At 59.4% G+C, this 25,205-nt stretch carries 26 protein-coding genes; 13 read left to right on the top strand and 13 right to left on the bottom strand.

All coding sequences use genetic code 11. The features are described 5' to 3' along the window. Entirely contained in the window at positions 1-1,581 is a 1,581-nt protein-coding gene (locus IG629_RS16240; RefSeq protein WP_028467400.1) for an ABC transporter substrate-binding protein, read from the bottom strand. Positions 1,582-1,757: 176 nt separating this feature from the next. Continuing rightward, complete coding sequence (locus IG629_RS16235; RefSeq protein WP_193172981.1) at positions 1,758-2,387, bottom strand: cation transporter; 630 nt, start codon at positions 2,385-2,387, stop codon at positions 1,758-1,760. A gap of 95 nt (positions 2,388-2,482) precedes the next feature. On the opposite strand from IG629_RS16235, the gene IG629_RS16230 reads away from it, so the two are divergent. Beyond that, the gene (locus IG629_RS16230; protein ID WP_193172980.1) at positions 2,483-2,968 is read left to right on the top strand and encodes a MerR family transcriptional regulator; all 486 of its coding nucleotides are present in this window, start codon (positions 2,483-2,485) and stop codon (positions 2,966-2,968) included. 23 nt (positions 2,969-2,991) lie between these two features. Here the strand turns inward: IG629_RS16230 and IG629_RS16225 are convergent, their stop codons facing one another. Continuing rightward, complete coding sequence (locus IG629_RS16225) at positions 2,992-3,231, bottom strand: hypothetical protein (RefSeq protein WP_193172979.1); 240 nt, start codon at positions 3,229-3,231, stop codon at positions 2,992-2,994. 79 nt (positions 3,232-3,310) lie between these two features. On the opposite strand from IG629_RS16225, the gene IG629_RS16220 reads away from it, so the two are divergent. Beyond that, positions 3,311-4,027, top strand: coding sequence for a DUF1028 domain-containing protein (locus tag IG629_RS16220; RefSeq protein WP_193172978.1), 717 nt, complete (start codon positions 3,311-3,313; stop codon positions 4,025-4,027). Here the strand turns inward: IG629_RS16220 and IG629_RS16215 are convergent, their stop codons facing one another. The 5 genes from IG629_RS16215 to IG629_RS16195 form a co-directional block, all read right to left on the bottom strand. After that, complete coding sequence (locus IG629_RS16215; RefSeq protein ID WP_193172977.1) at positions 4,028-4,651, bottom strand: glutathione S-transferase family protein; 624 nt, start codon at positions 4,649-4,651, stop codon at positions 4,028-4,030. 75 nt (positions 4,652-4,726) lie between these two features. Then, positions 4,727-5,449: a hypothetical protein gene (locus IG629_RS16210; RefSeq protein ID WP_193172976.1), complete on the bottom strand. Its 723-nt coding sequence runs from the start codon at positions 5,447-5,449 to the stop codon at positions 4,727-4,729. 117 nt (positions 5,450-5,566) lie between these two features. After that, complete coding sequence (locus tag IG629_RS16205) at positions 5,567-6,868, bottom strand: DUF1835 domain-containing protein (protein ID WP_193172975.1); 1,302 nt, start codon at positions 6,866-6,868, stop codon at positions 5,567-5,569. Positions 6,869-7,062: 194 nt separating this feature from the next. Next, positions 7,063-8,121, bottom strand: coding sequence for a D-cysteine desulfhydrase family protein (locus IG629_RS16200; RefSeq protein ID WP_193172974.1), 1,059 nt, complete (start codon positions 8,119-8,121; stop codon positions 7,063-7,065). Next, the gene (locus IG629_RS16195; protein WP_193172973.1) at positions 8,121-9,905 is read right to left on the bottom strand and encodes a M3 family oligoendopeptidase; all 1,785 of its coding nucleotides are present in this window, start codon (positions 9,903-9,905) and stop codon (positions 8,121-8,123) included. The genes IG629_RS16200 and IG629_RS16195 overlap by 1 nt, the downstream gene beginning before the upstream one ends. 113 nt (positions 9,906-10,018) lie before the next feature. On the opposite strand from IG629_RS16195, the gene IG629_RS16190 reads away from it, so the two are divergent. From IG629_RS16190 to IG629_RS16170, 5 genes are all read left to right on the top strand, one after another. Beyond that, the gene (locus IG629_RS16190; RefSeq protein ID WP_193172972.1) at positions 10,019-11,812 is read left to right on the top strand and encodes an AMP-dependent synthetase/ligase; all 1,794 of its coding nucleotides are present in this window, start codon (positions 10,019-10,021) and stop codon (positions 11,810-11,812) included. 146 nt (positions 11,813-11,958) lie between these two features. Then, a complete protein-coding gene (locus IG629_RS16185) occupies positions 11,959-12,849 on the top strand; it encodes a class I SAM-dependent methyltransferase (protein WP_193172971.1) in 891 nt (296 codons plus the stop codon). A 9-nt stretch (positions 12,850-12,858) separates the two neighbouring features. Further along, positions 12,859-13,638, top strand: a complete 780-nt coding sequence (locus IG629_RS16180; protein WP_193172970.1) for a WbqC family protein — start codon at positions 12,859-12,861, stop codon at positions 13,636-13,638. Continuing rightward, positions 13,607-14,245 (top strand): pseudaminic acid biosynthesis-associated methylase, encoded by a 639-nt coding sequence (locus IG629_RS16175; RefSeq protein WP_193172969.1) that lies wholly within the window; start codon positions 13,607-13,609, stop codon positions 14,243-14,245. Before IG629_RS16180 ends, IG629_RS16175 begins: the two co-directional genes overlap by 32 nt. A 15-nt stretch (positions 14,246-14,260) precedes the next feature. After that, entirely contained in the window at positions 14,261-16,234 is a 1,974-nt protein-coding gene (locus IG629_RS16170; protein WP_193172968.1) for a tetratricopeptide repeat protein, read from the top strand. Here IG629_RS16170 and IG629_RS16165 read toward each other — a convergent pair. Together IG629_RS16165 and purE are read right to left on the bottom strand one after the other, a co-directional pair. Then, positions 16,221-17,294, bottom strand: a complete 1,074-nt coding sequence (locus IG629_RS16165) for a 5-(carboxyamino)imidazole ribonucleotide synthase (RefSeq protein ID WP_193172967.1) — start codon at positions 17,292-17,294, stop codon at positions 16,221-16,223. The two genes, IG629_RS16170 and IG629_RS16165, sit on opposite strands and share 14 nt — an antisense overlap. Further along, on the bottom strand, positions 17,294-17,791 hold the full coding sequence (purE, locus tag IG629_RS16160; protein ID WP_193172966.1) for a 5-(carboxyamino)imidazole ribonucleotide mutase: 498 nt from the start codon (positions 17,789-17,791) through the stop codon (positions 17,294-17,296). Before purE ends, IG629_RS16165 begins: the two co-directional genes overlap by 1 nt. A gap of 172 nt (positions 17,792-17,963) precedes the next feature. Between purE and IG629_RS16155 the strand changes: the two genes are divergently transcribed. Beyond that, on the top strand, positions 17,964-19,193 hold the full coding sequence (locus tag IG629_RS16155; protein WP_193172965.1) for an aminotransferase class III-fold pyridoxal phosphate-dependent enzyme: 1,230 nt from the start codon (positions 17,964-17,966) through the stop codon (positions 19,191-19,193). A gap of 12 nt (positions 19,194-19,205) precedes the next feature. Here the strand turns inward: IG629_RS16155 and IG629_RS16150 are convergent, their stop codons facing one another. Beyond that, on the bottom strand, positions 19,206-19,412 hold the full coding sequence (locus IG629_RS16150; RefSeq protein WP_028467380.1) for a YdcH family protein: 207 nt from the start codon (positions 19,410-19,412) through the stop codon (positions 19,206-19,208). 92 nt (positions 19,413-19,504) lie between these two features. Between IG629_RS16150 and IG629_RS16145 the strand changes: the two genes are divergently transcribed. The 5 genes from IG629_RS16145 to IG629_RS16125 all read left to right on the top strand — a co-directional run bounded on the left by IG629_RS16145 (position 19,505) and on the right by IG629_RS16125 (position 23,872). Next, the gene (locus tag IG629_RS16145) at positions 19,505-20,059 is read left to right on the top strand and encodes a TIGR02444 family protein (protein ID WP_193172964.1); all 555 of its coding nucleotides are present in this window, start codon (positions 19,505-19,507) and stop codon (positions 20,057-20,059) included. A gap of 12 nt (positions 20,060-20,071) precedes the next feature. Further along, a complete protein-coding gene (locus IG629_RS16140; protein ID WP_226886834.1) occupies positions 20,072-20,761 on the top strand; it encodes a DUF2848 domain-containing protein in 690 nt (229 codons plus the stop codon). A 4-nt stretch (positions 20,762-20,765) separates the two neighbouring features. After that, positions 20,766-22,112, top strand: a complete 1,347-nt coding sequence (locus tag IG629_RS16135) for an amidase (protein ID WP_193172963.1) — start codon at positions 20,766-20,768, stop codon at positions 22,110-22,112. A 201-nt stretch (positions 22,113-22,313) separates the two neighbouring features. Next, the gene (locus IG629_RS16130) at positions 22,314-23,024 is read left to right on the top strand and encodes a hypothetical protein (RefSeq protein ID WP_193172962.1); all 711 of its coding nucleotides are present in this window, start codon (positions 22,314-22,316) and stop codon (positions 23,022-23,024) included. A gap of 29 nt (positions 23,025-23,053) precedes the next feature. Further along, positions 23,054-23,872 (top strand): alpha/beta hydrolase, encoded by an 819-nt coding sequence (locus IG629_RS16125; RefSeq protein WP_193172961.1) that lies wholly within the window; start codon positions 23,054-23,056, stop codon positions 23,870-23,872. Positions 23,873-23,907: 35 nt separating this feature from the next. Here the strand turns inward: IG629_RS16125 and IG629_RS16120 are convergent, their stop codons facing one another. Both IG629_RS16120 and def read right to left on the bottom strand, forming a co-directional pair. After that, positions 23,908-24,597 (bottom strand): COQ9 family protein, encoded by a 690-nt coding sequence (locus tag IG629_RS16120; RefSeq protein ID WP_193172960.1) that lies wholly within the window; start codon positions 24,595-24,597, stop codon positions 23,908-23,910. Further along, a complete protein-coding gene (gene def, locus IG629_RS16115; RefSeq protein ID WP_226886832.1) occupies positions 24,594-25,184 on the bottom strand; it encodes a peptide deformylase in 591 nt (196 codons plus the stop codon). Before def ends, IG629_RS16120 begins: the two co-directional genes overlap by 4 nt. Positions 25,185-25,205 lie beyond the last annotated feature (21 nt).

Genomic DNA, 25,205 nt, shown 5'->3' with positions numbered 1-25,205 from the left:
TTACTCGACCGACATGTTCCAGAAGAACTGGACCGGAGACTTAATCAGGCCCTTCACATTGTTCCGGTAAGCAACCGGAACGAAGAACTGACCGAGCTCGGCAGAGGCTGCGATGCTCCAGACCCGCTCCTGCACCTTCTTGCCAGCAGTGAGCTTTTCTTCCGCCGTTGTCGCTGCGGCGAAGTCGGCACGCGCTTTCTCGAGCGCTTCATCAGTCGGCCAGCCGAACCAGCCCTTGTCCGGATCGCCGGAGAAGGCGATGGACATCGGGTCGATCACGTCCGCACCGATCCACCAGGTGTGGAAGATGTTCCAGCCGCCTTCGGAAACCGGGTCACGCTTGGCCCGGCGGGAAGTCAGGGTGGACCAGTCCATCGCCTGCAGATCGACCTCGAAGCCAGCCTTGCGGAGCTTCTCGGCGGAGATCAGGGTGAAAGCGGAAAGCACCGGAATGTCCGTCGGGTGCATGATCACGACGGGCGTTCCGTCATAACCTGCAGCTTTCAGGGCAGCGGCGGCTTTTTCGATGGAACCGGTTTTCATGGTCTCGGCCGCCACTTCGGTCGCCAGGGGCGTACCGCAGGGGTAGATCGAGAAACAGGTTTTCCAGAACTCCGGAGCACCGATGGCACCGGCCAGGTAATCTTCCTGCTTCATAGCCATAGTCGCCGCCTTGCGGATCTCGACATTGTCGAACGGCGGCAGCAGATGGTTGAAGCGGGCAAAGCCGATGGAGCCGAGCGGATCGTTAACTTCCGCAGTCACGTCTTCCGCCGCGGAAAGCAGCGGCATCAGATCGGTGGACGGCTGTTCGAAGAAGTCGATTTCGCCGGCGATCAGAGCGTTCATTGCGGTCGTCTGATCGGGGAAGTAGGTCCAGATCACCTTGTCGACCTTGGCGATCTTGCCGCCAGCGGCAGCAGACGGTGCCTCGGAGCGCGGGACATAGTCCTCGAACTTCGTATAGACCACGGTCGAACCCGGAACCCACTGGTCCGCCTCGAACTTGAACGGGCCGGAGCCGATATGCTCGGGGATCTGCTCGAACGGATCAGTCGCGGCAATGCGGGCCGGCATGATGAACGGCACGTTGGAGGAGATCTTGCCGATCGACTCCAGCACCAATCCATACGGCGCCTTCAGCTTGAACTGGAAGGTCTTGTCGCTGACGGCGACCATCTCTTCCATCTGTTCCATGAGCTTCTGGCCCATGCCGTCACGGGCGCCCCAACGCTTCAGCGAAGCGATGACGTCCTTGGAAGTGACCGCCGCGCCGTCATGGAATTTCAGCCCGTCGCGCAGGTTGAACGTCCAGACTTTGCCGTCGGAAGAGGTCTCCCAAGTGTCGACCATCTGCGGCTGCGGTTTGAAGCTCTCATCCATCGCGAAGAGCGTGTCATAGATGAGATAGGCGTGGTTGCGGGTGATGTAGGCCGTCGTCCAAATCGGATCGAGGTTCTTCAGGTCCGCGTGCGGAATTACCCGCAGAACCGTTTCGGCGCTCGCCAAAGTCGGGGTCCCTACCAAAGGCAGGGCCACGACCGCGAGAGCCATCAGGCTGCGTCGTGTCCAACGAATCATATCAATATCCCTGTTCCGTATTTTTAGGTGAGACGCGAGGTTGACCTCGTCTGTTACCTAGTGTGGAGCGAGTATTTTTTGCATCGCACCATGAACGAGTCAATGAATCCACATCGTGGAACACGAAATATTATCGTAATGAGGGGGCACTAATCGCGTGGGCAGGTGCCTCGCAATCAGGTCGCGCACGCCGCCCGCATCTCGCCTAAACCCTGCCGGATAATCTGGAACGAAGACCAGCAGAACAGGCCGGCCATCACCCCAGCGACGACAAGATCAGGCCAGCCGGTTCCGGTATACCAGACACCGCCCGCGGCGATGACCACGGCAACATTTCCAATCGCATCGTTGCGCGAGCAGAGCCAGACGGAGCGGACATTCGCGTCACCGTCACGGAAGCGATAGAGCAGTCCAACGCTGGCCATATTGGCAATGAAGGCGAGGACACCGACCGAACTCATAACGACTGCTTCCGGCACACCGACCACAAGCACCTGATAGGCGGTGGAGGCAAACACCCAGAGCCCCATCAGGGCGAGCGAGATCCCCTTGAACAAAGCAGCACTCGCCCGAACCCGGGCCGCTTTGCCGATGACATAAAAGCTGAGCGCATAGGTCGCGGTATCGGCCAGAAAATCCAGCGCGTCCGCTTTCAGGGCCATAGACCCCGCTCCGAACCCTGCCGCCATCTCGACGACGAACATCACGCCGTTGATCAGGATTACGGCCCAGAGCGCCCGGCGATATGCCGCTGACATTCCTTCGAAAACCACATTTTCATGATCGTGACCGCAACAGCCGGCCATGGCGCGCTCCTCGACAAATCAACTCATCGAGCCCAAATATGGGAGCTACAGCGACTGTAGGTTCAAGGACAAACGACAGAGAATTCGGGAATGCCATGACGGAAGCCGCCACGAACACCACCACGCCGCGTTATCCGATCGGCGATCTCGCCCGCCAGACCGGTACAAAGGTGCAGACCATCCGCTATTACGAATCCATCGGCCTGCTGCCGCAGCCTGCCCGCACCGCCGGGAACCAGCGGGTCTACGGACAGGATCAGCTTGATCGGCTGGGCTTCATCAAACACGCCCGCGATTTCGGCTTCCCCCTCGATGCCATCCGCGAGTTGCTGGACATGACCGACCGGCCCGCCGCGTCTTGCGTGGAGGCCGACGAGATCGTGCGCCGGCATCTGGGCGAGGTGCGCCGGCGCATCGGCAGACTACAGGCCCTGGAAGGTGAGTTGGGACGGATGCTGGAGAGCTGCTCACACGGAACTGTTGCCGACTGCCGGGCGATCAACGTGTTGTCGGATCACGAAAAATGCTGCGCCACCAGCCACGAGCCGGTGGAGACCATACCCTACCGGGCACCGGATTAACCCCCATCCTCCGGATGACTGGATTAACCTTCGTCCTCAGGGTGGATCGTCCGTTCGTCATAGCCATGCTTGGAGCTGTAATAGGCGAGCCACATCAAACCGCCGCCAAGCAGCAATGTGAAGAAGGCCCCCAAGGCCAGCGCGATAAATCCATGGATGCTCATCTCGACATCCTCGACAGCGAACCACACCTCCCAAACACCCCAGAGGGCGCCCGCGAGCAGGCTGAAGAGGACCAGGGCGAGAAGGATCACGTTACGCATTGCCTATCATCCGGCGAATTTGACCAAGCACAGAATATAGGCGCAATCTCGGCTGAATCGACAAAAACGGGAACAGCTCATGACGTGGTCAATCGTCGCACGCGATCCGAAAAGCGGCCGCTTCGGCATCGCCGTCTCCACCTGCGCCTTCGCCGTCGGGGCCATCTGTCCCTGGTCCCGTGCCGGTGTCGGAGCCATTTCCACCCAGGCTCATACGAACCCGTTGCACGGCCCGCTCGCGATTGACCTGATGACGCGCGGCCTGCCTGTTACCGAAGCCCTCGCCATGACGCTGGCCCACGACGAAGGCCGGGAGATTCGCCAGGTGCATGGCGTCGACGCCAAAGGCAACACCTTCGCCCATACCGGCGCGCACTGTGTCGACTGGTGCGGTCACCTGACAGGAGAGAACTTCACCGTCGCCGGCAACATGCTGGCCGGCCCTGCCGTGGTCGCCGACACCCTGGCCAGCTTCGAAGCTAACGCGGGCCTCGAATTCGGCAACCGCCTGCTGACGGCTCTGGAGGCCGGGGAAGCCGCTGGCGGCGACAAACGCGGCAAGCAATCGGCGGCCCTGCTCATCCAGGGAAGCGAGCCTTATGCCGAAGCCGACATCCGCGTCGACGACCACCCGGAACCGGTCACTGAACTGCGCCGCCTCTTCGGGATCTATTCAACCAGCCGCCGCGCCTACATGCGCACCATGGGCGGGATCGGCGATTTTGCCGGTATCGTCGATGACGCGGAACGCGATGCCTTTGTCGCTGCAAACCTGAAGACAGAGGAAGCCTCCTGATCAACCCGGTACCGGCGCCTTTCTGAAGGTCTCCCGCGCCTCACAACGCTCTGCAAAGGCCGCAAGCGCCGGGAAGCGTTTCTCAACGTCCAGATTCGGGCGAATCTTCCGCGCAAAACTGAAAGCGACAACGGCCGAAATATCAGCCTGGCTGATATGATCCGTCCCGCCCAGCCAGCCATCTCCCGCCTTTTCGACCAGCTCGTTCAGATAGGCCAGGCCACCACAGGCCTGATTTTCATTCTTGTCGATCCAGGGTTGGTGCACTTTCTCCGCCGGATGGAACGTAACCTCGTAAGCGGCCCACTGAGTCTTATCCATGGTTCCGAGCGCGATCGCGGTGATCTTGAGGATACGGCGCCGGTCCGCACCGGATGCCGGGACAAGAGCCTTCTCGGCCCCCGCCATCTCGTCGATAGCATCAAGAATAGCGAAGCTCTCGACCAGTACCTCGCCGTCATCGAGAATGAGCGTTGGGATCCGGATGAGCGGGTTGTGCCCCGAAACCGCTTCGGGGTTCTTGCTCACCATCACGTTTTCCATCTCGTAAGCAATACCGAGCTCATTGAGGCTGATCGCCACCCGCCGGGCGAAGGGTGAAAGATAATTTCCGATCAGTTTCATTGGTCGATGCTCCCCGCTTTTTTCATTGGGGATCATACTAGAGCGCGAGAGCCGTTTTCGAGAAGTGAAGTCGGTTCAGGTTTTCGGAAAATCCTGATACCCCCGCACCCGATGCATCACCGCATGATCCCGGTCGATCTCCCCAAGCGGACAGATGTCCCAGTCCCAGGACCTGCCGCCAAGTGGCAGCGGCACGTCATGCAGGGCGGACGCTGTTGCGGTTTCCGCCCCTGATCGGTCGCGAATGATGTGCGTCTCGTCGGCAATCAGTGCCACTGGACACTCGAACGCGCCGAGATAGGCAAGATGCGCGCGGACCAGTGCCTGCCCCAACACTTCGCTTTCCGCATCACCTTGCCCGAAGTGCTTTTCGAGGTAAGCGTTCGGGACGACGAAAAGCTGGGACAGGATGCTGGCGGAGATCACCAGCGAGATTGACGGGTCGTCCAGATAGGCGGTCGGTTGCGTCAGTTCGGTCTTTCCTTCGGCGAGGGATGTGAGCGAAGCGGTGACGTCAAGCGTGACCAGCTCTAACCGTTGTTCTCTCTCCGCCGCCCGGCGAGCAGGCGCCATAAAGAGGATATCCGCCAGAATGACGCGCCGGAACATGCCGAGCAGATCCGTCAGGGGAATGTCGTGGAGCAGCCCGGCACCGAAGATCAGCACCGTGTCCCGCTCGGCGCATTGTCCGGCCGCCTCCAGCATCAGCTGGCGGCTTTCTTCCAGATGCGATGCCCATGCCCCCCGGTTCCGCCGGTACCGGCTCTCGATACCGACGCATTCCTGAAGATAGCCCATGCGTCGGAAGGGCGCGGGGCACGGCGTTGTGAGGTAGGTGAGACATTCGCGGATCATCCGGCGATGGTAACGGCACGGGAGGCCCGTTCCAAGGACGAGCCTCCCTGCACCGTACGATCAGGTCATGACGACAGTGGAGCGCCCCTCATCCCAGCGCCATGTCGGTGCACGCGGCTGAATTTCGACACCGCCGACCCAGCGCGGCGCGCCCGCGATGCCCAGACGATCCAACTCACCTGCCAGCACCCTCTGTCCCGCCTCCGTCAGTGCATAACCGCGTTTTGGCCATGGAAAACCCGCTGTCTCCGGGTCCGGCTCGATGACCTGCTCCGTGCTGTCAGCGAGATCCTTCAGGACATGCCAGAACATGAGGTCGCCGAGGAACGGCAGCGGCTCATGTCGGGTCATCAGTGCATGAAAGATCCGGCCCGCCGGCAGGCTCTGCCCTTCGGCCTCGGCCAAAATCGACAGCGCCAGCTCCTGGGTCATGCCTAGCCCCGTGCGCACAGAAGGTAGCTCCCTCAAGTGCCGCAGCAGCGCCGGCGCCATCAGCGGTAGCGCTGGTGTGCCGTCGCGCGCAATCCGGGCAAGGCTGGTAGGGTCCGGATCGGTAATAGCGCCCCAGACCTCAGCACCGAGCGCGAGTTGCTCTTCTGTCACGGGTTTCCGCTCGTTCTCCCAGAGCCAGAGCAGCACTTCGGGATGCAACTGGCCGAGACCGACAAAGCCCTGCACGCCCGGCACCTCGCCGACGCAAATCATCTGAAGGTCCGGCCTGGCATCAAGGCGGGAGAAATTCGCCAGCAGGCGAGCGAGAATCAGCTGGTCGTAACTGTCATGCTCGAACCAGAGCGTTACCCGACCTCCCGCTCCGATCGCGTCCACCGTGTCGTACTCGGCCTCCAGCTTGACCCTCGTTTCTTTCAACGGGCGATCATATGCGGACACAATGAATTCAGAGCGCTTGTCCAGAAAAGCCGCCCGGTCGAGGCGCGGCACAGGCCCCTGACAATAGGGGTCGGAGAATTCTGCAAATGCACCGGCGAACCCCGCGACATTGAGGCTATGACGGATATCCTCTCCACAGCGGATATGCACCATGTCGGGACTGTCAGGCACCAGCGGGCGTCCCGCTTCCATGCGCTGCCGGGCGATGCGCAGTGTGTCGATATGCGCCTTCATGCGCGGCCAGCTCGGAAAGCCGTTTTCCCGCGCGATGACAAGCTGCGCATCGGCAAGCAGCCGCTCCGAGGCAACGCCATTCGGATGATGCGCCTGCCATCGTGCGACAGCGTCCGCATCGCCGTCGCGGACAGCTTTCAGAAGCTCTTTTGCACGCTTTTTCTGTTGTTCGAGATTGAGCCGCCCGCCGAAATAATCCCGCGGACCGGCCATTGCCGGCTCATTAACTTCAGACATACGATTCCCTCGTCGCGTATCGCCTGTGTCCGCCAACAGGCAAGGAAATCGATCTGTTATCGATCAGTCAGGATGGGCGCAGCCCTTTCCGCGGACAGGACGCCAAGAAGGCGCTGCAGAAAACATCGCAGCCCGGGCCCGAGTGATCAAGCGCGGTTCTGAATGGACAGGTAGATTCACCGGTCAGTCTTAGCTTACCCGTCCGGATAGAGCGCGGAACGATATGCGAAGAGCGCGGGGAGCCCGCCGGTGTGAATGTAGAGCACGTTCCCCATGTCCTCGAACGCGCCCGCGCGGGTGAGGCCGATCAGACCGGCCAAACTTTTCGCCGTATAGACCGGATCGACGATCAGCGCCTCGAGACGACCTGCAAGATCAATAGCCTCGTGCGTGCTCTCCACCATCTTGCCATAGCTTGGACCAAGCCAGTCATCAAGGCACATTACATCGCTCTCAGGGACGACCTCGCCGCAGCCGAGCATGTCTTCGGCCAGCCGGGTGATGGAGAGGACACGCTCTGTCTGGCTCTTCGCGTCCCGGCGCACGCAAATACCGTGTACCGGCCCGCTATATCCGGCGAGGCGCAGGCCTAGCAGAGTGCCTACATGGGTCGCCGCACTGCCGCTCGGCACCACTACGGCATCGAATTGCATGTCATTGGCGGCCGATTGTTGAAGCAGTTCGACGGCGCATTGCATGTAGCCGAGAGAACCGGTCGGTTTGCTGTCTGCCGAGAGGGTGAAAAGATATGGCTTCTTGCCCTCCCGTTTCAAACGGTCGGCAATGCGGGACAGGTTCGTGTCCGCCGCCTTCTCGTCCTCGCCAAGCGGGAAGTGATGCATGCGGGCACCGAACATCCGGTCCAGCAACACATTGCCGGACTTGTGATATTCCTCGCCCATACCCTCGACCCGGTTTTCGAGCTGGACATGGCATTCCATGCCGAGCTTCGCCGCGAAGGCGGCCGCCGTGCGCATGTAGTTCGACTGCACCGCCCCGGTGATCACCGCCGTATCGGCCCCGGCGGCTTGGGCGGCGCCAAAGGAATACTCGAGCTGGCGCACCTTGTTGCCGCCGGTGGCAACGCCGGAGCAATCGTCCCGCTTCACCCAGAGCGACGGCACCGGCTTGCCAAGCTCCTCCGATAAATGCCCGGCCAACCGGTCCATCTTCTCCAGAGGCGTCGGGAAATGTCCGAGCCGGACGCGCGGAAAACCATCCAATCGGTGTTGCAGCGCGTCCGGCGCACGCATTATTCCATACCTTCAAGTTCGGTGATGAAGCCGTCGATCACATCCAGGCCCTTGGACCAGAAGGCCGGATCGCTGGCATCCAGCCCGAACGGCGCGAGCAGTTCCTTGTGGCGCAGTGTCCCGCCGGCGGAAAGCATCTCCAGATACTTCTCCGCAAAGCCCTCTTCCGCGTTTTGGTAGACCGCGTAGAGCGAGTTCACCAGGCAGTCGCCGAATGCATAGGCATAGACATAGAACGGCGAATGGACGAAGTGCGGGATGTAGGACCAGAAAGTCCGGTAGTCGTCGTCGAATTTGATGGATGGACCGAGGCTGGCGGTCTGGGTCTCGATCCAGATATTACCGAGATCCTCCGGCATCAGCTCCCCGTTGCTGCGGGCCGCATGAACCTTGGTCTCGAACTGGTGGAAGGCGATCTGCCGGACCACCGTGTTCAGCATGTCCTCGACCTTGCTGGCGAGCATGGTGCGGCGTTGCTTCGGATCGGTTTTTGAGGCCAGGACGGCGCGGAAGGTGAGCATCTCGCCGAAGACGGACGCCGTCTCCGCAAGAGTGAGCGGCGTGTCGGACAGAAGCTGGCCCTGCTTGCCGGCGAGAACCTGATGCACGCCGTGGCCGAGTTCATGGGCCAGCGTCATCACGTCCCGGGTCTTGCCCTGATAGTTCAGCAGCAAATAGGGATGCGCGCTCGGCACCGTCGGATGCGCGAAAGCACCAGACGCCTTGCCTGGCCGTACCGGCGCGTCGATCCAGGCATTGTCGAAAAAACGCTGGCCGACCTCGGCGAGATCAGCTGAAAAGCTCCCATAGGCCTCAAGCACTGTTTTCTGTGCTTCGGCCCAGGGGATCGTCGTGTCGTCATCATCCGGCAGCGGCGCGTTGCGGTCCCAATAGTTCAGCGCATCGACACCGAACCATTTCGCCTTCAACGCATAATAACGGTGCGACAATCGGTGATAGCTGCCGGTCACGGCATCGGACAATGCCTGCACCACCTCGTCCTCGACCTGATTGGCGAGGTTGCGTGCCGAAATTGGCTGGGCATAACCACGCCACTTGTCATCAATGGCCTTGTCCTTGGCGAGTGTGTTCGTGACCAGCGCGAAGAGGCTGATATTCTCTTTCAGCACACCGGCGAAGCTTTTAGCCGCTTTCTTCCGGATGGCGCCGTCCTTGTGGCTGAGCTTGTCCAGCACCTCGGCGGAGGTGAGCTGCTTGCCGTCGAACGGGAAGCGCAGGCGGGCGAAGGTCTCATCGAAAAGCCGGACCCAGGCGGATTTTCCGGTCACGGACTTCTCGTGCAGCTTCTCCTCAATCTCGTCGGAGAGCTGATGATCGCGGAAGGCCCGGACATCGCGCAGCCAGGGTTTGTAGAAAGCGAGTTCCGGCGCCTTCAGACTGGCCTCAAGAGCGGCTTCCTCGATCCGGTTGATCTCCAGCGTGAAGAACAGCAAGTCCGTTCCCGCAGCGTTGACCTTCTCCTGCATGGACTGGAAGAAACGGCCATTCTCGGCGCTGCTCATGTCCCCGGCATAGACGAGATAGGCATAGGACATGATGCGCCCCGTGATCTCGTCCATCTTCTCATAGGCCTGGATGGCGCGGCCAAGTTCGGTGCCGCCCAGACCAGCGATTTTTCCGGCATACTGGTTCTTGAAAGCCTTCGCGTCCGCGGCAAGTTTATCCAGATCCTTGCTCAGGGCCTCCGACTCCGGCCCGGGATAAAGATCGGAAAGATCCCATTCGGGGAGAACGCCAAGTTCGGATTGTGCGGCTTCGGCCATCTGTTTATCCATTCGTTTCATTAATGTGAGCGCGAACACTCAACAGATCGTTCGTCTGCTAAACTTATCCAGAGCCGCCAAGAAACGAGCGACCACGGGAGGAAACACTAATAATGGACTACAAGGCAGTACGAAATCTCGCAACGCTGTTCTTCGATCAGTCCGAGACCTATTCCGACCGGCCGTTTCTCTGGGCGAAACGCTCTGGCACATACGAGAGTCAGAGCTATGCAGAAGTCGGCGCGGAGGTGCAGCGGATCGCGAAAGGCCTCCGGGCGCTCGGGATTGCAAAAGGGGACCGGGTCCTTCTCCTCTCGGAGAACCGGCCCGAATGGGTGATCGCCGAACTGGCCATTATTACCATCGGCGCCGTCGCGGTCCCCGCCTACACAACAAGTACGACCGACGATATTCTCTACATTCTCGACCATAGCGGCGCCAATGCCGCCGTCGTCTCAACCGAGAAGCTGGCGCGCAAGCTCCTGCCGGCGGCGCGGAGCGCAGACGCCTGCGAGACGGTCATCTCCATCGATGCTCCCGGCGCAGAGACTCAGGCCGGGGTTCGGGTGTTGGGATGGGACGCGATCGCAGCAATGGGTGCTGACGAGTCAGGCAATCCCGTCGAATGGGCAGCGACCCTGCAACGAGACGAGGTTTGCTGTTTCATCTACACGTCGGGGACCGGTGGACGGCCAAAGGGCGTCATGCTGACCCATGGGTCTCTGCTCGCGAACTGCGACGGGGCGCACGATCTCTTGCGCGGCTGTGGTCTGGAGAATGAGGTTTTTCTCTCCCTTCTGCCGCTGTCCCACTCTTACGAGCATCTCTGTGGCCTGCATTTTCCGATCTCCATCGGCGCCCAGATTTACTATGCGGAGGGCCCGGAGAAGGTCGCGCAGAACCTGACCGAAGCGCGGCCGACGATCATGACCGCTGTCCCCCGGCTTTACGAGGTGCTGCACGATCGTATCAGCCGCGGTGTCGAGGCCAAGGGAGGTCTCAGCGCGAAACTGTTTCGCCGTGCTGTTGCCCTCGGCCGGAAGGCCTATAAAGATCCGCATAGCCTGACATTGCTGGAGCGGGCGGAAAACAGGCTCCTGGATATAGCGGTTCGCCGCAAGGTAGCGGAACGGTTCGGAGGACGACTGAAAGCCTTTGTCTCCGGCGGGGCGGCGCTCAATCCCGATATCGGCACATTCTTCCTTTCGCTCGGTGTGACCGTCTTGCAAGGCTATGGGCAGACAGAGGCTTCTCCTGTCGTCAGCTGCAACAGAAGCTCCCTGATCAAGATCCACTCGGTCGGGCCGCCCCTGAAAGGTGTCGAAGTGAAAATCGCGGAGGACGGAGAGATCCTCATACGCGGCGAGCTCCTGATGAAAGGCTACTGGCTGGACCCCGAGACTACCGCGCAAACCATAGTCGACGGCTGGCTGCATACCGGAGACATCGGGAAGATCGACGAGGACGGTTATATCGTCATCACCGACCGGAAGAAGGACATCATCGTCAATTCCGGCGGGGACAATATTGCGCCTGCCAAAGTCGAGGGTGAGCTGACGATCGAACCGGAAATCAGTCAGGCGATGACCTATGGCGACAAGCGCCCCTATCTCGTCGCAGTCCTGGTTCCGGAACAGAGCTTCATTGAAGAATGGGCCAAGTCTTCAGGTGTAGAAGCAAACCTTGCCGATCTGTCGAAAAACGACGCGTTCGGCAAGGCTTTGGGCGCTGCGCTGGAGCGTGCCAACAGCCGCCTGTCTCAACTCGAGAAAGTCCGCCGTTTCGTCATCGCGTCCGAACCCTTCACGACGGAAAATGCGATGATGACCCCAACCCTGAAGATCAGGCGACACAAGATTCGCGAGACATACTGGGAAAGACTGGACGGGCTTTACGCACGGAACTGAACGACGGAGCTGCCAACTCTTGAGTAAACCTGTTCAAAACAAATCTGGTATCGCAATCGTAAGTTTGCGTAAAATAGCCATGGCTTAAGCCTAGAATAGGCAATCAACTCCGGCCCAAACGGTTTGGAAATGAAAGGCTCAGAAGATTGAAAAAATACGGTACAAAACCGGCATCAAAATACGGTCATAGAGTTCTGGACCCGCTTCCGACGCGGGAAGATCTCGATCGGTTTTATTCTGAGCAGTACTACAACCTCGTAAACGAAGGTAAGGTTGCCCCCGACATTGGGCGATCCAGCCGCGGCGGAGACGAGGCGGCCGACCAGGAGAACTGGCTCCAGGAAACCGTCCATAAAGACATTATCGACATTCTTCTGGAATTCGCTCCCGGAAAGCGGGTTGCAGAGGTCGGGTGCGGGCTCGGCGAACTTGTCGGTCACATGAAACAGGCAGGGCTTGAACCGCTCGGCATTGATCTGGCCGGCGATGCCGTTAAAGCTGTGAAATCCAAAGGATTGGAAGCTCTCGAAGGGTCTATTGACGGCCTGTTTGAAAATGGCGCGATCAAGCCCGAAAGCTTCGATGCGATCATCTTCAACAATGTTCTCGAATTTACACATGACCCGGCACACAATCTGAAGGTCGCGTCCCAAATACTGAAGCCTGGCGGAGTTCTGATGGTCCGCAGCGGAAATGACTTCAACGATTTGCAGATGGCGGCGGTCAATTCTCTCGGCCTGGAAGAATGGTGGGTCTCACCGCCAGGGCACATCAATTACCTCACCTTTGATGCCGTTGAGGCCATGATGCACGATGTCGGGATCATGCCCTTTCATCGGCATGGCGAATTCCCGATGGAGCTATGGCTTTTGCTTGGCTTTGATTATATTTCGGATCGTTCGATCGGCGCCGATTGTCACAACAGACGCGTAGCGTTCGAGCGATCTGTCCCGACCGAAGTTCGCAGGCGCCTCTATAAAGCCTTCGGAGAAGCCGGATTTGGACGAACAATGTTTATCGCAGGCAGGCGCGCCTAGGAGACGAAGATGCGTGTTGCGATCATGCAACCGACTTGGCTCCCCTGGATGGGATATTTCGATTTGATCGACCAAGTCGATCTATTCGTTTTTCTCGATACCGTTCAATTCACTAAGCGATCCTGGCACTGCCGCAACCGAATCAAGACCAGCCAGGGTAGCAAATGGATCTCGCTGCCTGTTTCCGCCCGTTTCAGCAAAGATTCCAATCTCAATACCGCGATTGTCCACCCAGAACATCGCATGCGGAAATTCCTAAAAACCTTGCGCCAGGAGTATTCGAGCGCGCGAGCATTTGAAGTCGAGTTTCCAGTCTTGGCAGAGCATTTGTCTGGCATTTCCGACGGCGCAAGCCTGGCAGAAATGAATATAAACTTCATTCATTTTGCGATGGAGCGTTTAAAGATAACAACGAAAACAGTCCGCGCTCAATCTCTGCCCAATTTCGATGGGCGGGTTATGCGCTTGATCGAAATTTGCCGTTTCCTCGGCGCAGATACCTATGTCAGCGTTCCAGGCTCCGCCGACTATATTGGCCTGGACGGCATGAAGTGCTTTGAGGAAGCGGGCATCAATCTAGTATTCCAGCGCTACGATCACCCGATCTATCAACAATGCGGTTCTGGCTTCCTGAGCTTTATGTCGATCGTAGACATTTTACTAAATGCTGGAGAACAGGCCGGAGCGATTCTTCGTTCAGGCCATCGTGAGCCAATACCAGCCCTTGAATTCTTCGGTGTTTCCAGGAGTGAGTCCAGTGGACAAGAAAACAATTACGGCGCAGCTTGATACATGGCGGGGCAGATTCGGCGATATCTACGCCGAGCGCAACTCAGCGACAGCTGAACGCGTGCGCGACTACACCCGCGCATACGGAAAAATGTGGGAGTGCATGGCTGCCGATCCGCCCGCGACCATTCTGGAATGCGGCTGTAATGTCGGTATCGCCCTGCGCGCCCTGTCGAACATCACCTCCGCTGAACTGCATGCTATCGAGCCGAATGCAAAGGCTCGTGCCAAAGCGATTGCTGCTGGCGTAACCGCCAAAGGCAACATCGTCGAAGGGTGGCTGCAATCGATCCCGTTTCCGGACCGGCATTTCGACATGGCTTTCACATCGGGCGTCCTGATCCATGTAGAACCGGATTCCCTGGATACCGCCCTTTCGGAACTTGGACGTGTCGCGAACAAGTACGTGCTGATGACGGAGTATTATTCCAAACACCTTCAGGAGGTGGAGTATCGCGGCCAGAACGAGATGCTCTGGAAAGCTGACTACGGCGAGCTCTTCATGGAGCGGAACCCCGGCTGGCGCCCCGTCGAAGCCGGGTTCTTCTGGGATAAACTGACCGGGTTTGGTGATTCAAACTGGTGGGTATTCAAACGCGAAGAATAACAGGGCTCCTTATCGATGACACCGGCAGCAGGCACGGTGAATCAGGAAAACGGAAATCTCGAGCGACTGTTCACCGAAGCAATCGCCCAGCATGAAGCTGGACGCCTTGATGAAGCGCGGCCGATCTACGAGAGACTCCTTACGTCCGTTGGGCCAAACCCTGACATTTTGCACCTTCTGGGCACTCTTGAATTTCAGCAGGGAGCCGCAACAAAAGGTGCCCGGTTGATCCGATTGGCCATTCTCCAGCGGCCAGAGGCAGCTTCATACCATGATCATTTCGGCAGTGCCGTCCGCAGCACCGGCGATCTGGCTCGCGCAGAAGAAGCCTATGGACACGCATGCATTATCAATCCTGCATCGGGTTCCGCCTTCCTGAATTCAGCCATTGTTGCGCTGGAAACAGGGCGCCCCGACAAGGCAGTGGAGAGAGCCGGGCAAGCGGTTCGCCTCATGCCCGGCAATGCGGAAGCATGGTTACGCTTCGGCTCCGCCCTTTACACGACCAACAAATACGAAATGGCCTTGGAGGCTTTCGGTCAGGCTCGCAAAATGGCTCCAGACTCCGTCGAGCCTTATTTCCATTTGCAGAGAACCCACACTGCCCTGAAAGACACCGCTGCTGCGGACAAAGTGGCTAAACAGGGAATGCTGCTTGATCCTGGTCGACACGAGTTTTATGCCCATTTTCGTGGTGGCGATATCCAGCAAGCCACCAGCTGGAAAGGCCTGTTCCCAAAACGACTTGCGACCATCGTAAAGCCTTCGTCTTCGAAGGTCTGGGAACAACTCGCAGCCGAATTTTATAGCGAATTGAAATATGCGTCCGTCGCCAGGGCGGCTCAACGTGGTGCGGTTTTAACCCCGGAACTCATCGGCCCCTATAACTCCCTTGCCACGGCCACCTATCACCTCGGACAGTTCGAAAGCTCCATTCGCATCTCCCGCTACGGCCTCAATGTTTCGCCGAAGTTTGGAGACATCGGATTTAACCTGAGCCTTTCGGCGTTCAGTATCGGCGATATCGAGACAGGATGGAAATACTGGCCAAGTCGGCTGAGCATGGCCAAGGCCGCGAAACGCTTCCACCTGCCCATGCACTGGACTCCAAACGAAGACGAGCCCGGCCATCTCCTGGTGGCGTCGGAACAGGGAATCGGCGACGACATCATACATCTCAGTTGCCTGCCTGATCTGCTGGACGAGGTCGAGCAAGTGACCGTCGAGACCGACGCCCGCCTGTTTCCCCTCTTGAAACGCAGCTTTCCAAAATTGAATCTCATAGAGAAACAATTACAGCCCAGCCCAAATGGCGAGACGACTCACAATTATCAAAACGCTCAGAGCGAGCACCGGTTCACCCATAGCCTGATATCCGGAGACCTGCCGGCTCTCTATCGCCACGGATCACTTAAATCCGAACCGCGAAACGGATATCTCAAGGCCGATGGGATGATGCAGTCGGAATGGCAAAAGCGCCTGAGGGAATGCGGTCCCGCACCATATCTCGGCCTCTGCTGGCGCAGCGGAACCTTGATCACAGACCATCGAAAAATCGCTTATCTAACCCTTGAGGAATTGATCGCGGAAATACCGACCGAACGCTTCACCCTGATAAATCTGCAATACGGCGACCCATCAGATGAAATCAGGGAGCTTCAGGAAAAAACCGGTATTACAGTTCATGACTTTCCCGATCTGAACCAGACAAAGGAACTGGACCGCGTCGCCGCGCTGATGTCTTGCCTAGATCTGGCTGTATCTCCCGGCACGGCAGCGCTCGCTCTGGCGTGTTCGGTCGGCATTCCGGTCATCGGGCTGCAGAAATCATATTTATTTGTCGGTGACGGACGGGACATTTTGTTCCCGAACCTTTACCCGGTGAAGCCGCGGTCCGCCCCAACCATTGTTCCGGACCGGGCACAGCGGATGGGTGAAGCAATCCGCTATTTCCTCCAACACGGAAAACTTCCGATCAGGAAACCTTGATCCGGTTCACGTGGCCCATCTTGCGGCCCGGACGGGCTTCCGCCTTGCCATAGAGGTGTAACTTCGCGTGCGGCTCGGCGGCGATATCCAGCCACTGATCTGCCTCATTGCCAATCAGGTTCTGCATGACAGTCGGGAACAACACGTCCACCGGGCCCAGCGGCAGCCCCGTTACCGCGCGCACGAGTTGCTCGAACTGGCATGTGGCACAGCCGTCCTGCGTCCAATGTCCGGAATTGTGCGGACGTGGTGCAACTTCGTTCACAAGAACCTCGCCCTCTGTGGTCACGAACATTTCGACAGCCAGAAGGCCGACCAACTCCAGCCGCTCCGCCAGAGCAACGGCCGTGGCCCGGGCAGCTTTCTCCGTCGCCTCGGGAATGCTCGCCGGCACGGTGCTGGTGCTGAGGATGTGATCCACATGATGGTTTTCGGCCACAGGGAAAGCCAAAGCTGTACCGTCGGCGCCGCGCGCCACAATGACAGAGACTTCCTTGTCGAAGGAGACGAAGCCTTCAAGCACCGCATCGTCTGTCTTCAACGACGCCCAAGCCGCCGCAAGATCCGTCTCCGCCGTGATCTTGACCTGACCTTTTCCGTCATAGCCGAAGCGGCATGTCTTGAGGACGGCGGGACGGCCGATTTCCGACACAGCGTCGCGCAATTGGTCAAGACCGGTGACATGCCTGTAGGGCGCTGTAGCCGCTCCCGAATCGCGCGCGAAATCCTTTTCGGCAACGCGGTGCTGCGAGACGGCCAGCACACTCGGCCGTGGCCGCACCGGCGCCAGTTTCGAAAGGCGCTGCACCGTATCGACAGGGATATTCTCGAATTCATAGGTGATGACATCGACGGTTGCGGCGAATTCAGCCAGCGCCTTCTCGTCTTCATAGGATGCGACAGTGGTCTTCTCGGCCACCTGTGAAGCGGGGCTGTTTTCTTCCGGCGTGAAAATATGGCAGCGATAGCCGAGCGGTGCCGCTGCCAGCGCCGTCATACGGCCGAGCTGACCGCCGCCAATGATCCCGATGACGGAACCGGGAGCCAGTACGTCAGTCATCAGGCATCCACCGGGACGTCACCAACGGAGTCAGTCTGTGCCCTGCGCCAGGCATCAAGCCGGGTATGCAAAGCTTCGTCTTCATTCGACAGGATCGCAGCGGCAAGCAAGCCCGCGTTCTTCGCACCCGCCTTGCCGATGGCGAGCGTGCCGACCGGAATACCGCCGGGCATCTGGGCGATAGAGAGAAGACTGTCCATCCCCTTGAGAGCCTTGCTCTCGACTGGAACGCCCAGCACGGGGAGCGTGGTCTGCGCGGCCACCATACCCGGCAGATGCGCGGCGCCGCCGGCGCCAGCAATGATCACCTTGATCCCCCGCTCCCGTGCCGTCGCGGCATAGTCCGCCATCCGGGCCGGAGTCCGGTGAGCAGAGACAATCCGGGTTTCATGCGGGACGTCGAGGGCTTCGAGAATGAGTGCGGCTTCCTTCATGGTTTCCCAGTCAGACTGGCTGCCCATGATGATACCGACAAGAGGTGTCCCGGCCTTGGCCATATACGCATTCCTGCTTCCGTCACGACCCGGTCCCCGGGCCAGGCCGGGCAGGCCAAAGAAGCGCCGCATTATAGGAGCGGCGCTTGCAGTTACAAGCATGGACTGACCGCTTCCACACGCCCCGGCTTCGTGCTTCAGTCCCGGCACCTGATATCCTGGGGAGGCAGGCGCAATGACGACATTGGAAATACGTGATGCAGCGGCCTTTCTGCATCAGGCAGGTTCCACCCCCGTCGACCATACCTTCGTCTCGTGCGAGGGCGCCTGGGCGACGGACGAAACCGGTCATCGCTTCCTCGATTTTCATGGCAACTCTTGCCACAACATAGGCTACCGGCACCCAAAACTGATCGCCGCCCTGAAAGAACAACTCGATACACTCTGCTTTACGCCAAGGCTCTTCACCTCTGAACCACCAGTCGAATTGGCAGAGATGCTGGCCGCCCGCTGGCCTTATGGCCCGGCAAAGGTGCTGCTCGGCACCTCTGGTGCCGATGCCATCGAAATGGCCCTCAAGCTCGCCTATATCGCAACCGGCCGGGCCGGCACGGTAGCCTTTGACGGCAGCTGGCATGGTGCCGCTCTCGGCGCGCTCTCGGTTGGAGGAACGGCCGCTGAGAGAGTTGGCCTGCCGGCGCTTGAAGACTGCCATCACGCTCCATCCTATTGGCCTCGCCGACGAGGGGAAGATCCGCAGATCTGCGCCCAGAGCTCATTCGACGGCCTGAAGCGAATCATTGAAAGCAACGAGATCGCCGCGCTCATCGCAGAGCCTGTCAGGTCCACCGGGCAGACCGCACCGGACTGGTTCTGGCCGGACGTTCGGGCTCTTTGCGACCAGGCCGGAACCCTGCTGATCTTCGATGAGATACCAACAGGTCTGGGAAAGACCGGACGGCAGTTCGCCAGCGAGCATACCGGCATCGCGCCGGATATGACGGTGCTTGGAAAGTCCCTCGGCGGCGGCGTTCTGCCGCTCTCGGCGGTGATTGCCAGAGCCGAGCTTGACGTCGCCAGTCATCTTGGGATCGGCCATTACACGCACCAGAAAAACCCGGTCCTGGCACGCTCCGGGATCGAGACACTGCAGATACTCGATGCGGAAAATCTGGTGGCTGCATCTGCCGACAAAGGTCGCAGCGCTTTGTCTGCGCTGGAGCGGATGACAGAGGACGTTCCAGCATACGAGACCGCAACAGGCCTCGGACTCTCCATGGCTGTTGCTTGCTCAAATCCCAGCCAGCTAAAAGCTCTGAAAGACGCCTGCTACAGGCTCGGCCTCAATACAGGTTCAGCCGACGGACGGCTTCTCACCCTGTCACCGCCCCTAACCATTTCAGAGGATGAACTTGCAAGGGCCACCGAAATCCTTCGGCAGGCCGCCCGAGAAGTCGTTAGCTGAGGGCCAATCGGTTCACGCGATGATGTCTGGAAGCAACTCGCTCTCAAGCCTGATCATCTGATCTTTCAGGAGCAGCTTGCGTTTTTTCAAGCGCTGGATCTGGAGCTGATTGAACGGGCCGTCTTCCGCCAGACGCGCGATCACGTCATCAAGGTCCCGGTGTTCTATCTTCAGCTCTTCGAGCCGGCGGGACAGTTCTTCGCGGTCCTGTTCCAACAAGGCAATCCGTTACAATTTGTATGATGAGACGGTCTGTCATATCGCAAAGCACAATAGTTTGGTAGGGCGCTTTTGCATGCTAGACAAGACGTATGAGCGTGCCTGACACCCCATTCTGGATCTATTCCCTCGCGACCTATAGTCGGGAAGACGTGGCCGCCGGATGCCTGGCTCTGCAGGACCGCTTCGGGCTCGACGTGAACCTTATCCTGCTTTGCTGCTGGCTGGGCTCCCGCGGGACCGCTCTTGACCGAGCCCAAACTGATCAAGCAATTGCTCTCGCCAGAGAATGGGCGGATCCGGTGATTGTGCCTCTGCGCGCGATCCGCCGGCACCTGAAACCTAAAACCGCAGACGAGCACATCGCAAGCTTCCGCAAGCAACTTGCCGCGCTTGAGTTCGACGCTGAAAAAATCCAGCAGAGCAGACTTTACGAGCGCTTCAGCACCCTGTCTTCCGATCCGGAGGCACCGCTTCTTCAGACGGGCATAAATAACCTGACACACTATCTGGCAGCCGTCGGTCAGCCGCCAGGACCGCCGCTGCGTGAAACTCTTGTAAAACTGCTCGCCGCCGTCTTTCCCGACGCACCGGAAGTGGATATCGTTTCTTCTCTTGCCGTATCGGCTACCGATCCGACGATATAGGGGGAACCGCTCATGCGCGACGGCGCCACGGTTACGCTTCGATTTGAAAAACCCGACGGCGGCATGCTGGCTGTCGCAGTGTCCGACCTGATCGTCGGCGGCTGGACCGGCCGTGATACGGGCGCGCTCCAGCATCACATCGACGAGTTGAAAGCCATTGGCGTCACCCCGCCGAGCGAAACGCCGCTGTTCTATCGCAACGCCGTCAATGTGCTGATGCAGGATGACGCCATCCAGGTTGTCGGTCCGGATACGTCGGGTGAAGTCGAGGCCGTGCTGGTCTCCACCGATGAAGGCATCTGGGTGACCGTCGGCTCCGATCACACAGACCGCGCCGCCGAGACCTATTCGGTCGCCGGCTCAAAACAGATGTGCCCAAAAATTCTCGCCCGGGAAGCCTGGCCGCTCGACGATCTGCTGGATCACTGGGACGATCTCCGGCTCAGGGCTCGCGCCACTATTGACGGTACCGAAGTCCCCTATCAGGACGGAGCGCTTGCCGCCATGCGCCGCCCGGAGGAAATGATGGAACTTTATGCCAATGGCGCCCTGCCATCCGGTTCTGTCATGATGCTCGGCACCTTCGCCGCCATCGGCGGTATTCGTCCCGCCAGCCGTTTTGCCATGGAGATCGAGGACCCGGTTCGCGGCGCCACGATTTCCCACGCCTACGATATTCATTCCCTGCCACTTGTGAGTTAAGCCCATGTTCGCCCCCCTGAAAGACCTCGCCGCCGATCTTGCCGCCGGAAAAACAAGCTCGGAGAAACTGACGGAGGAAGCCCTCGCCCGGATCGGGGATGCAAAGGGTGAAGGCGGCAGGGCCTATACCGATGTTTTTGCCGATCCCGCCCGTGCTGCTGCGAAAGCAAGCGACGCTCTGCGCGCTTCGGGCGTAGTACCCTCCGCGCTCGCGGGTATCCCTATTTCGGTGAAGGATCTGTTCGACATCAGGGGCCGCGTCACGATGGCCGGATCCGTCGCCCGCAAGGGTGAGCCGGCAGCCGACGAGGACGCGCCGGTCGTTGCCCGCCTCCGGGCCGCCGGTGCGGTGATCCTCGGCCGCACCAACATGACCGAGTTCGCCTTCTCCGGCCTCGGCCTCAACCCGCATTACGGCACGCCGAAAAACCCGTTCGACCGGGAGACCGGCCGCATTCCGGGTGGCTCATCCTCCGGCGCCGCGATCTCCGTCACCGACGGTATGGCTGCCGCGGGCATCGGCACGGACACCGGCGGGTCGGTGCGCATCCCCTCTGCGCTGAACGGTCTGACCGGTTTCAAGCCAACGGCCCGCCGGGTGCCGACCGATGGTGCTTTCCCGCTGTCATGGGCGCTCGATTCCATCGGCCCGCTGGCCCGCTCCGTCGATTGCTGCGCATTGCTGGATGCGATCATGGCCGGAGAGGCGCCATCGGAGGTCGCACCGCTTTCGGTCAAGGGCATGCGTCTCGTGGTGCCGGGCACCATGGTGATGGACGATATGGACGAGCATGTCGCCAAGGCTTTCGAGGCCGCGCTCGACAAACTGTCGGCCGCCGGGGCGCTGCTGGAAGAGAAGAGCTTCGAATGGCTGCTGGAGATCCCGGCTTCCAACAAGGCGGGTGGTTTCGCCCCGACCGAGGCCTATGCAATCCACCGCGAGCTGCTGTCCCGCAAGGAAAGCGCCTATGACCCGCGTGTGGCCAGCCGTATCCAGGGCGGCGCTAAAATGACGGCAGCAGATTATGTGATCCTGAGCCGGCGCCGGGTCGAGATCCAGACCGTCGCCAATGCGGCAACGCGGGACTACGACGCCGTGCTGATGCCGACCGTGCCGCAAATCGCTCCGAGCATCGCCAGCCTTGAGACCGACGAGCACCTCTACCACACGACGAACCTGCTGATGCTGCGCAACCCGTCCCTCGGCAACTTCCTCGACCGCTCCGCCGTCTCCCTGCCCTGCCACGAAGCAGGCACGGCACCGGTCGGCCTGATGGTCATGGGCGAGACGATGGGTGATGCGAAGACCTTGTCAGTCGCCGCCGGCATTGAGGCTGTTCTGACGCGCTAACCACCCCTTAAACATCGATAAGAGAAAACGGCGCGGAGAATCTCCGCGCCGTTTTTCTTCCCCCCCGGCATAAAACAAAGCTTCCATTCTGCAACTCGGAACTCCCTATTTACGTGTATTTAACAATGCAATTTAAAACCAAACTGAGATACTCTGCTGGCGGATCAGGGGAGATAAAGAACACGTCGGGAGATTAGAGCCATGGCCGACACAATGGGCCTTGTGGAAATACTTGCGACCGTCGTCCTCGCGGCGGGCGCGCTCGGAACCGCATGTTTCGGGATCGTGGACGCACTGAAGATCTGGCCCAGATTCGCCATCAGAGGCCTCACCCATATCAAGGATCGATTGACGTTTCTGGAAGGGGCTCTCGAATACGCCTATGGAGAAGCATCGGAAGAACTGATCAGGGCTCAATATCTCAACGGACGCGCCAAGGGTGAGTTAGGAAAAACGCTGCGCCAAGGCGTCCGTATCGGCCTCACTCCGGACACAGCTAAAGTGATGGCCGCGCATCTCGGGAGCATAGACGCCAAGGCTCTTACGTTAATCGCCGGGAAAATTTCCAAGTCGGAAGAGCTTACGGATCCGGAACGCAATACACTTGCCCGCTTTGAGACAGCCGTCGACACACGGATCGAAGCCCTACTCGGTCTCGCAGAGGCGCATCACACGGCCTTCAACCGTATCAGTGCGGCTGGATTCGCCCTCCTGATCTCGGTCTTGATCGGTTTATGCGGAAATCAATATCTTGGAAGCGGGATCAGTACCGGCACATCCACCTCCATCGACTGGAGTTTCTTCTTCCTGAGCCTGCTGATTGGCTTCATTGCCGTGCCGATAGCGCCAGTCGCAAAAGACATAGCCTCCAGCCTTCAGGCATACGGCAAACAGCTGAAACAGCTTCGATGAGCCCGGTCAAATGCATCTTGGACTTCCGGATGAGCCGTGTCGGTGGAGCGGTTAGAAGCAGACCGGAATTCATTCCAATCGGAGAAAGTTCCTGCTCAGAAGCAGACCTGAGTGCAGCCAAGGACATCGTCTTCCTGATTCATGGATTTAACGTCAGCAGGGACGAAGGCATTGTCTCGCTTTCACGTTTGGCGGACGGACTTGCCACCTCAGGAAGAGACGCCCTGGTTGGCGTTCTCTGGCCCGGAGACAGCTATTTTGGCCCCCTCGGTTATTCGTTCGAAGGTGTAGACGCCGATGATACGGCGTCATCTTTTAGCGCCTATATAAGGGAGACCTGGGACAGGCTTTCGAAACCCACATTGTCGTTCACGGCTCACAGCAAAGGGTGCCGCGTTGCCTTGGAAACCATCAAAGGCTTACCGCGAACATTCGACGGATCGATTGATCAGATCTGCTTGATGGCAGGAGCCGTCGACGATACGTGCCTCAGCAATCCAGCCGTGTACCGGCAAGCAGCCACCAAAGCAAAACGCGTTACTGTCATGTCATCGGTGAATGACAAGGTGCTCCGTTTCGCCTATCCCGCAGGCGATCTGCTGCAAGCATTTATCTATGCAGACGATATCGCGGGCTCGGCACTCGGCTATAAAGGCTATCGCGATGGTACTTTTACGCATCTAGACAAGACACCTCTCGAGATCCCTATTCCCGATTCGAGAAAGCAACGGCATGGAGACTACCTGCCGCCCAGCGATCCTTCCTCCACCTCGCCTAACGAAAACCAGAATCTGACGCTGGAAGAAATGCAACGCACTCTCTGCATCGACAATCTGCCGACAACATAATCAGCCCCGGCCTCTTCAGCTCACAGGGAGCCGATCTACCGCGCGCCTGCAAAGGGAGGACGCCGTTTCGGGGCGCAGGCTTTCAGCGCCTCGAACGGGTTCTTCAGCTTTGCGCCGGCTTCTTTCAGACGGCCGGTCAGCTTCGGGATCTGCATGACGTTCTGGATCCGGCGGTCGAGAAACGCCCAGGTCTCCGCGTAATCATCCGACGTATCGTTCAGCCAGAACAGTAGGGTCGAGCTGTAGACCGCCGCGAGCAGCCCGCGCTTGGTATAGAAATTATAATCGGTCGCGGTATCGCCCGCGGCCTTCCAGATCGCATCCACTGTCTTGTAAAGACTGCGGGTACCGAGCCCGCCATGACCGGGGATAGCGAGATAGGCCAGCGTCCGGCGCACCGCTTCCTTGTGTGGGGCCGCCTGCTCCAGACGGATGCGTACGGCAGCGGCAATGCGCTCCCGGATTTTCATGGCAGACGGGTTCCGGCTCTGGAAGGCCTGCACCATGTCCCGGTCGGCCCGGTCCAGGAAATGGCCAATACAGTCGGTGACACCAGCCGGAAACAGACGGTCCAGCTCGGTAACGGAGATGCCCGCATCCTCCGCCCCATGGCGCAGGGTCTTGCGGCTCCATCCGTCGAACATGACATGCGGCAGGATGCAGTCGAGCACCCGGTCGCGCTCCGCCTCGCGTTGTTCCAGAACGGAATCGGTGTCTTCGGTCATTCGCCGTCTCCCCGAATGTCTTCCGGCGATGCATCGACCGCCGCCTGCAACAGTTCCTCGCCATAGCCGAAGCGGCGCATATCCGTCATCCGCTCGGGATAGAGAATACCGTCCAGATGATCGACTTCATGCTGGATCACACGCGCATGAAAGCCTTCCGCCTGACGCAGTACCTTCTCACCCTGCAGGTCGAAGCCCCGATAGGCAATCTTCCGGTAGCGCGGCACCTCGCCCTTCAGGCCGGGAATGGACAAGCAGCCTTCCCAACCCAGCTCCATTTCGCCAGAGAGCGGCTCGATTACCGGATTGATCAGGACCTGCAGCTCCAGCGGTCCGTCATTCGCAGCTGCCGTTGTCCGCTCGCCCGGCACCTTGAAGACAATGATGCGTTTCGGGATGCCTATTTGCGGCGCCGCGAGGCCAACGCCACCGGCTGCCGCCATCGAGTCGGCCATGTCTTCGGCAAGGGCCGCGATCTCTTCCGAGGCCGGGTCCGGAATTTCATCGGCCCGGCGGCTGAGCACCGGCGCGCCCATGCGTACGATCTGTTTTGCTGTCATCTCATGGATATAGAACCCTCTCCCCATTTGGTAAACTCTCGGCTATAA

This window comes from Nisaea nitritireducens (assembly GCF_014904795.1).
Taxonomy (GTDB): domain Bacteria; phylum Pseudomonadota; class Alphaproteobacteria; order Thalassobaculales; family Thalassobaculaceae; genus Nisaea; species Nisaea nitritireducens.
Note: the sequence above shows the minus strand (reverse complement) of the source record. Positions and strands in the feature narration are given on the sequence as shown.

Bases quoted from the DNA above. Each gene is read 5' to 3' on its own strand.
- IG629_RS16130 (WP_193172962.1), top strand. From the start codon at position 22,314: ATGGCCGACACAATGGGCCTTGTGGAAATACTTGCGACCGTCGTCCTC.
- IG629_RS16165 (WP_193172967.1), bottom strand. From the start codon at position 17,294: ATGACTGACGTACTGGCTCCCGGTTCCGTCATCGGGATCATTGGCGGC.
- IG629_RS16145 (WP_193172964.1), top strand. From the start codon at position 19,505: ATGAGCGTGCCTGACACCCCATTCTGGATCTATTCCCTCGCGACCTAT.
- IG629_RS16140 (WP_226886834.1), top strand. From the start codon at position 20,072: ATGCGCGACGGCGCCACGGTTACGCTTCGATTTGAAAAACCCGACGGC.
- IG629_RS16125 (WP_193172961.1), top strand. From the start codon at position 23,054: ATGAGCCGTGTCGGTGGAGCGGTTAGAAGCAGACCGGAATTCATTCCA.
- IG629_RS16195 (WP_193172973.1), bottom strand. From the start codon at position 9,905: ATGGCCGAAGCCGCACAATCCGAACTTGGCGTTCTCCCCGAATGGGAT.
- IG629_RS16120 (WP_193172960.1), bottom strand. From the start codon at position 24,597: ATGACCGAAGACACCGATTCCGTTCTGGAACAACGCGAGGCGGAGCGC.
- IG629_RS16215 (WP_193172977.1), bottom strand. From the start codon at position 4,651: ATGAAACTGATCGGAAATTATCTTTCACCCTTCGCCCGGCGGGTGGCG.
- def (WP_226886832.1), bottom strand. From the start codon at position 25,184: ATGGGGAGAGGGTTCTATATCCATGAGATGACAGCAAAACAGATCGTA.
- IG629_RS16210 (WP_193172976.1), bottom strand. From the start codon at position 5,449: ATGGGCTATCTTCAGGAATGCGTCGGTATCGAGAGCCGGTACCGGCGG.
- IG629_RS16170 (WP_193172968.1), top strand. From the start codon at position 14,261: ATGACACCGGCAGCAGGCACGGTGAATCAGGAAAACGGAAATCTCGAG.
- IG629_RS16235 (WP_193172981.1), bottom strand. From the start codon at position 2,387: ATGGCCGGCTGTTGCGGTCACGATCATGAAAATGTGGTTTTCGAAGGA.
- IG629_RS16220 (WP_193172978.1), top strand. From the start codon at position 3,311: ATGACGTGGTCAATCGTCGCACGCGATCCGAAAAGCGGCCGCTTCGGC.
- IG629_RS16230 (WP_193172980.1), top strand. From the start codon at position 2,483: ATGACGGAAGCCGCCACGAACACCACCACGCCGCGTTATCCGATCGGC.
- IG629_RS16240 (WP_028467400.1), bottom strand. From the start codon at position 1,581: ATGATTCGTTGGACACGACGCAGCCTGATGGCTCTCGCGGTCGTGGCC.
- IG629_RS16135 (WP_193172963.1), top strand. From the start codon at position 20,766: ATGTTCGCCCCCCTGAAAGACCTCGCCGCCGATCTTGCCGCCGGAAAA.
- IG629_RS16200 (WP_193172974.1), bottom strand. From the start codon at position 8,121: ATGCGTGCGCCGGACGCGCTGCAACACCGATTGGATGGTTTTCCGCGC.
- IG629_RS16225 (WP_193172979.1), bottom strand. From the start codon at position 3,231: ATGCGTAACGTGATCCTTCTCGCCCTGGTCCTCTTCAGCCTGCTCGCG.
- IG629_RS16205 (WP_193172975.1), bottom strand. From the start codon at position 6,868: ATGTCTGAAGTTAATGAGCCGGCAATGGCCGGTCCGCGGGATTATTTC.
- purE (WP_193172966.1), bottom strand. From the start codon at position 17,791: ATGGCCAAGGCCGGGACACCTCTTGTCGGTATCATCATGGGCAGCCAG.
- IG629_RS16180 (WP_193172970.1), top strand. From the start codon at position 12,859: ATGCGTGTTGCGATCATGCAACCGACTTGGCTCCCCTGGATGGGATAT.
- IG629_RS16190 (WP_193172972.1), top strand. From the start codon at position 10,019: ATGGACTACAAGGCAGTACGAAATCTCGCAACGCTGTTCTTCGATCAG.
- IG629_RS16155 (WP_193172965.1), top strand. From the start codon at position 17,964: ATGACGACATTGGAAATACGTGATGCAGCGGCCTTTCTGCATCAGGCA.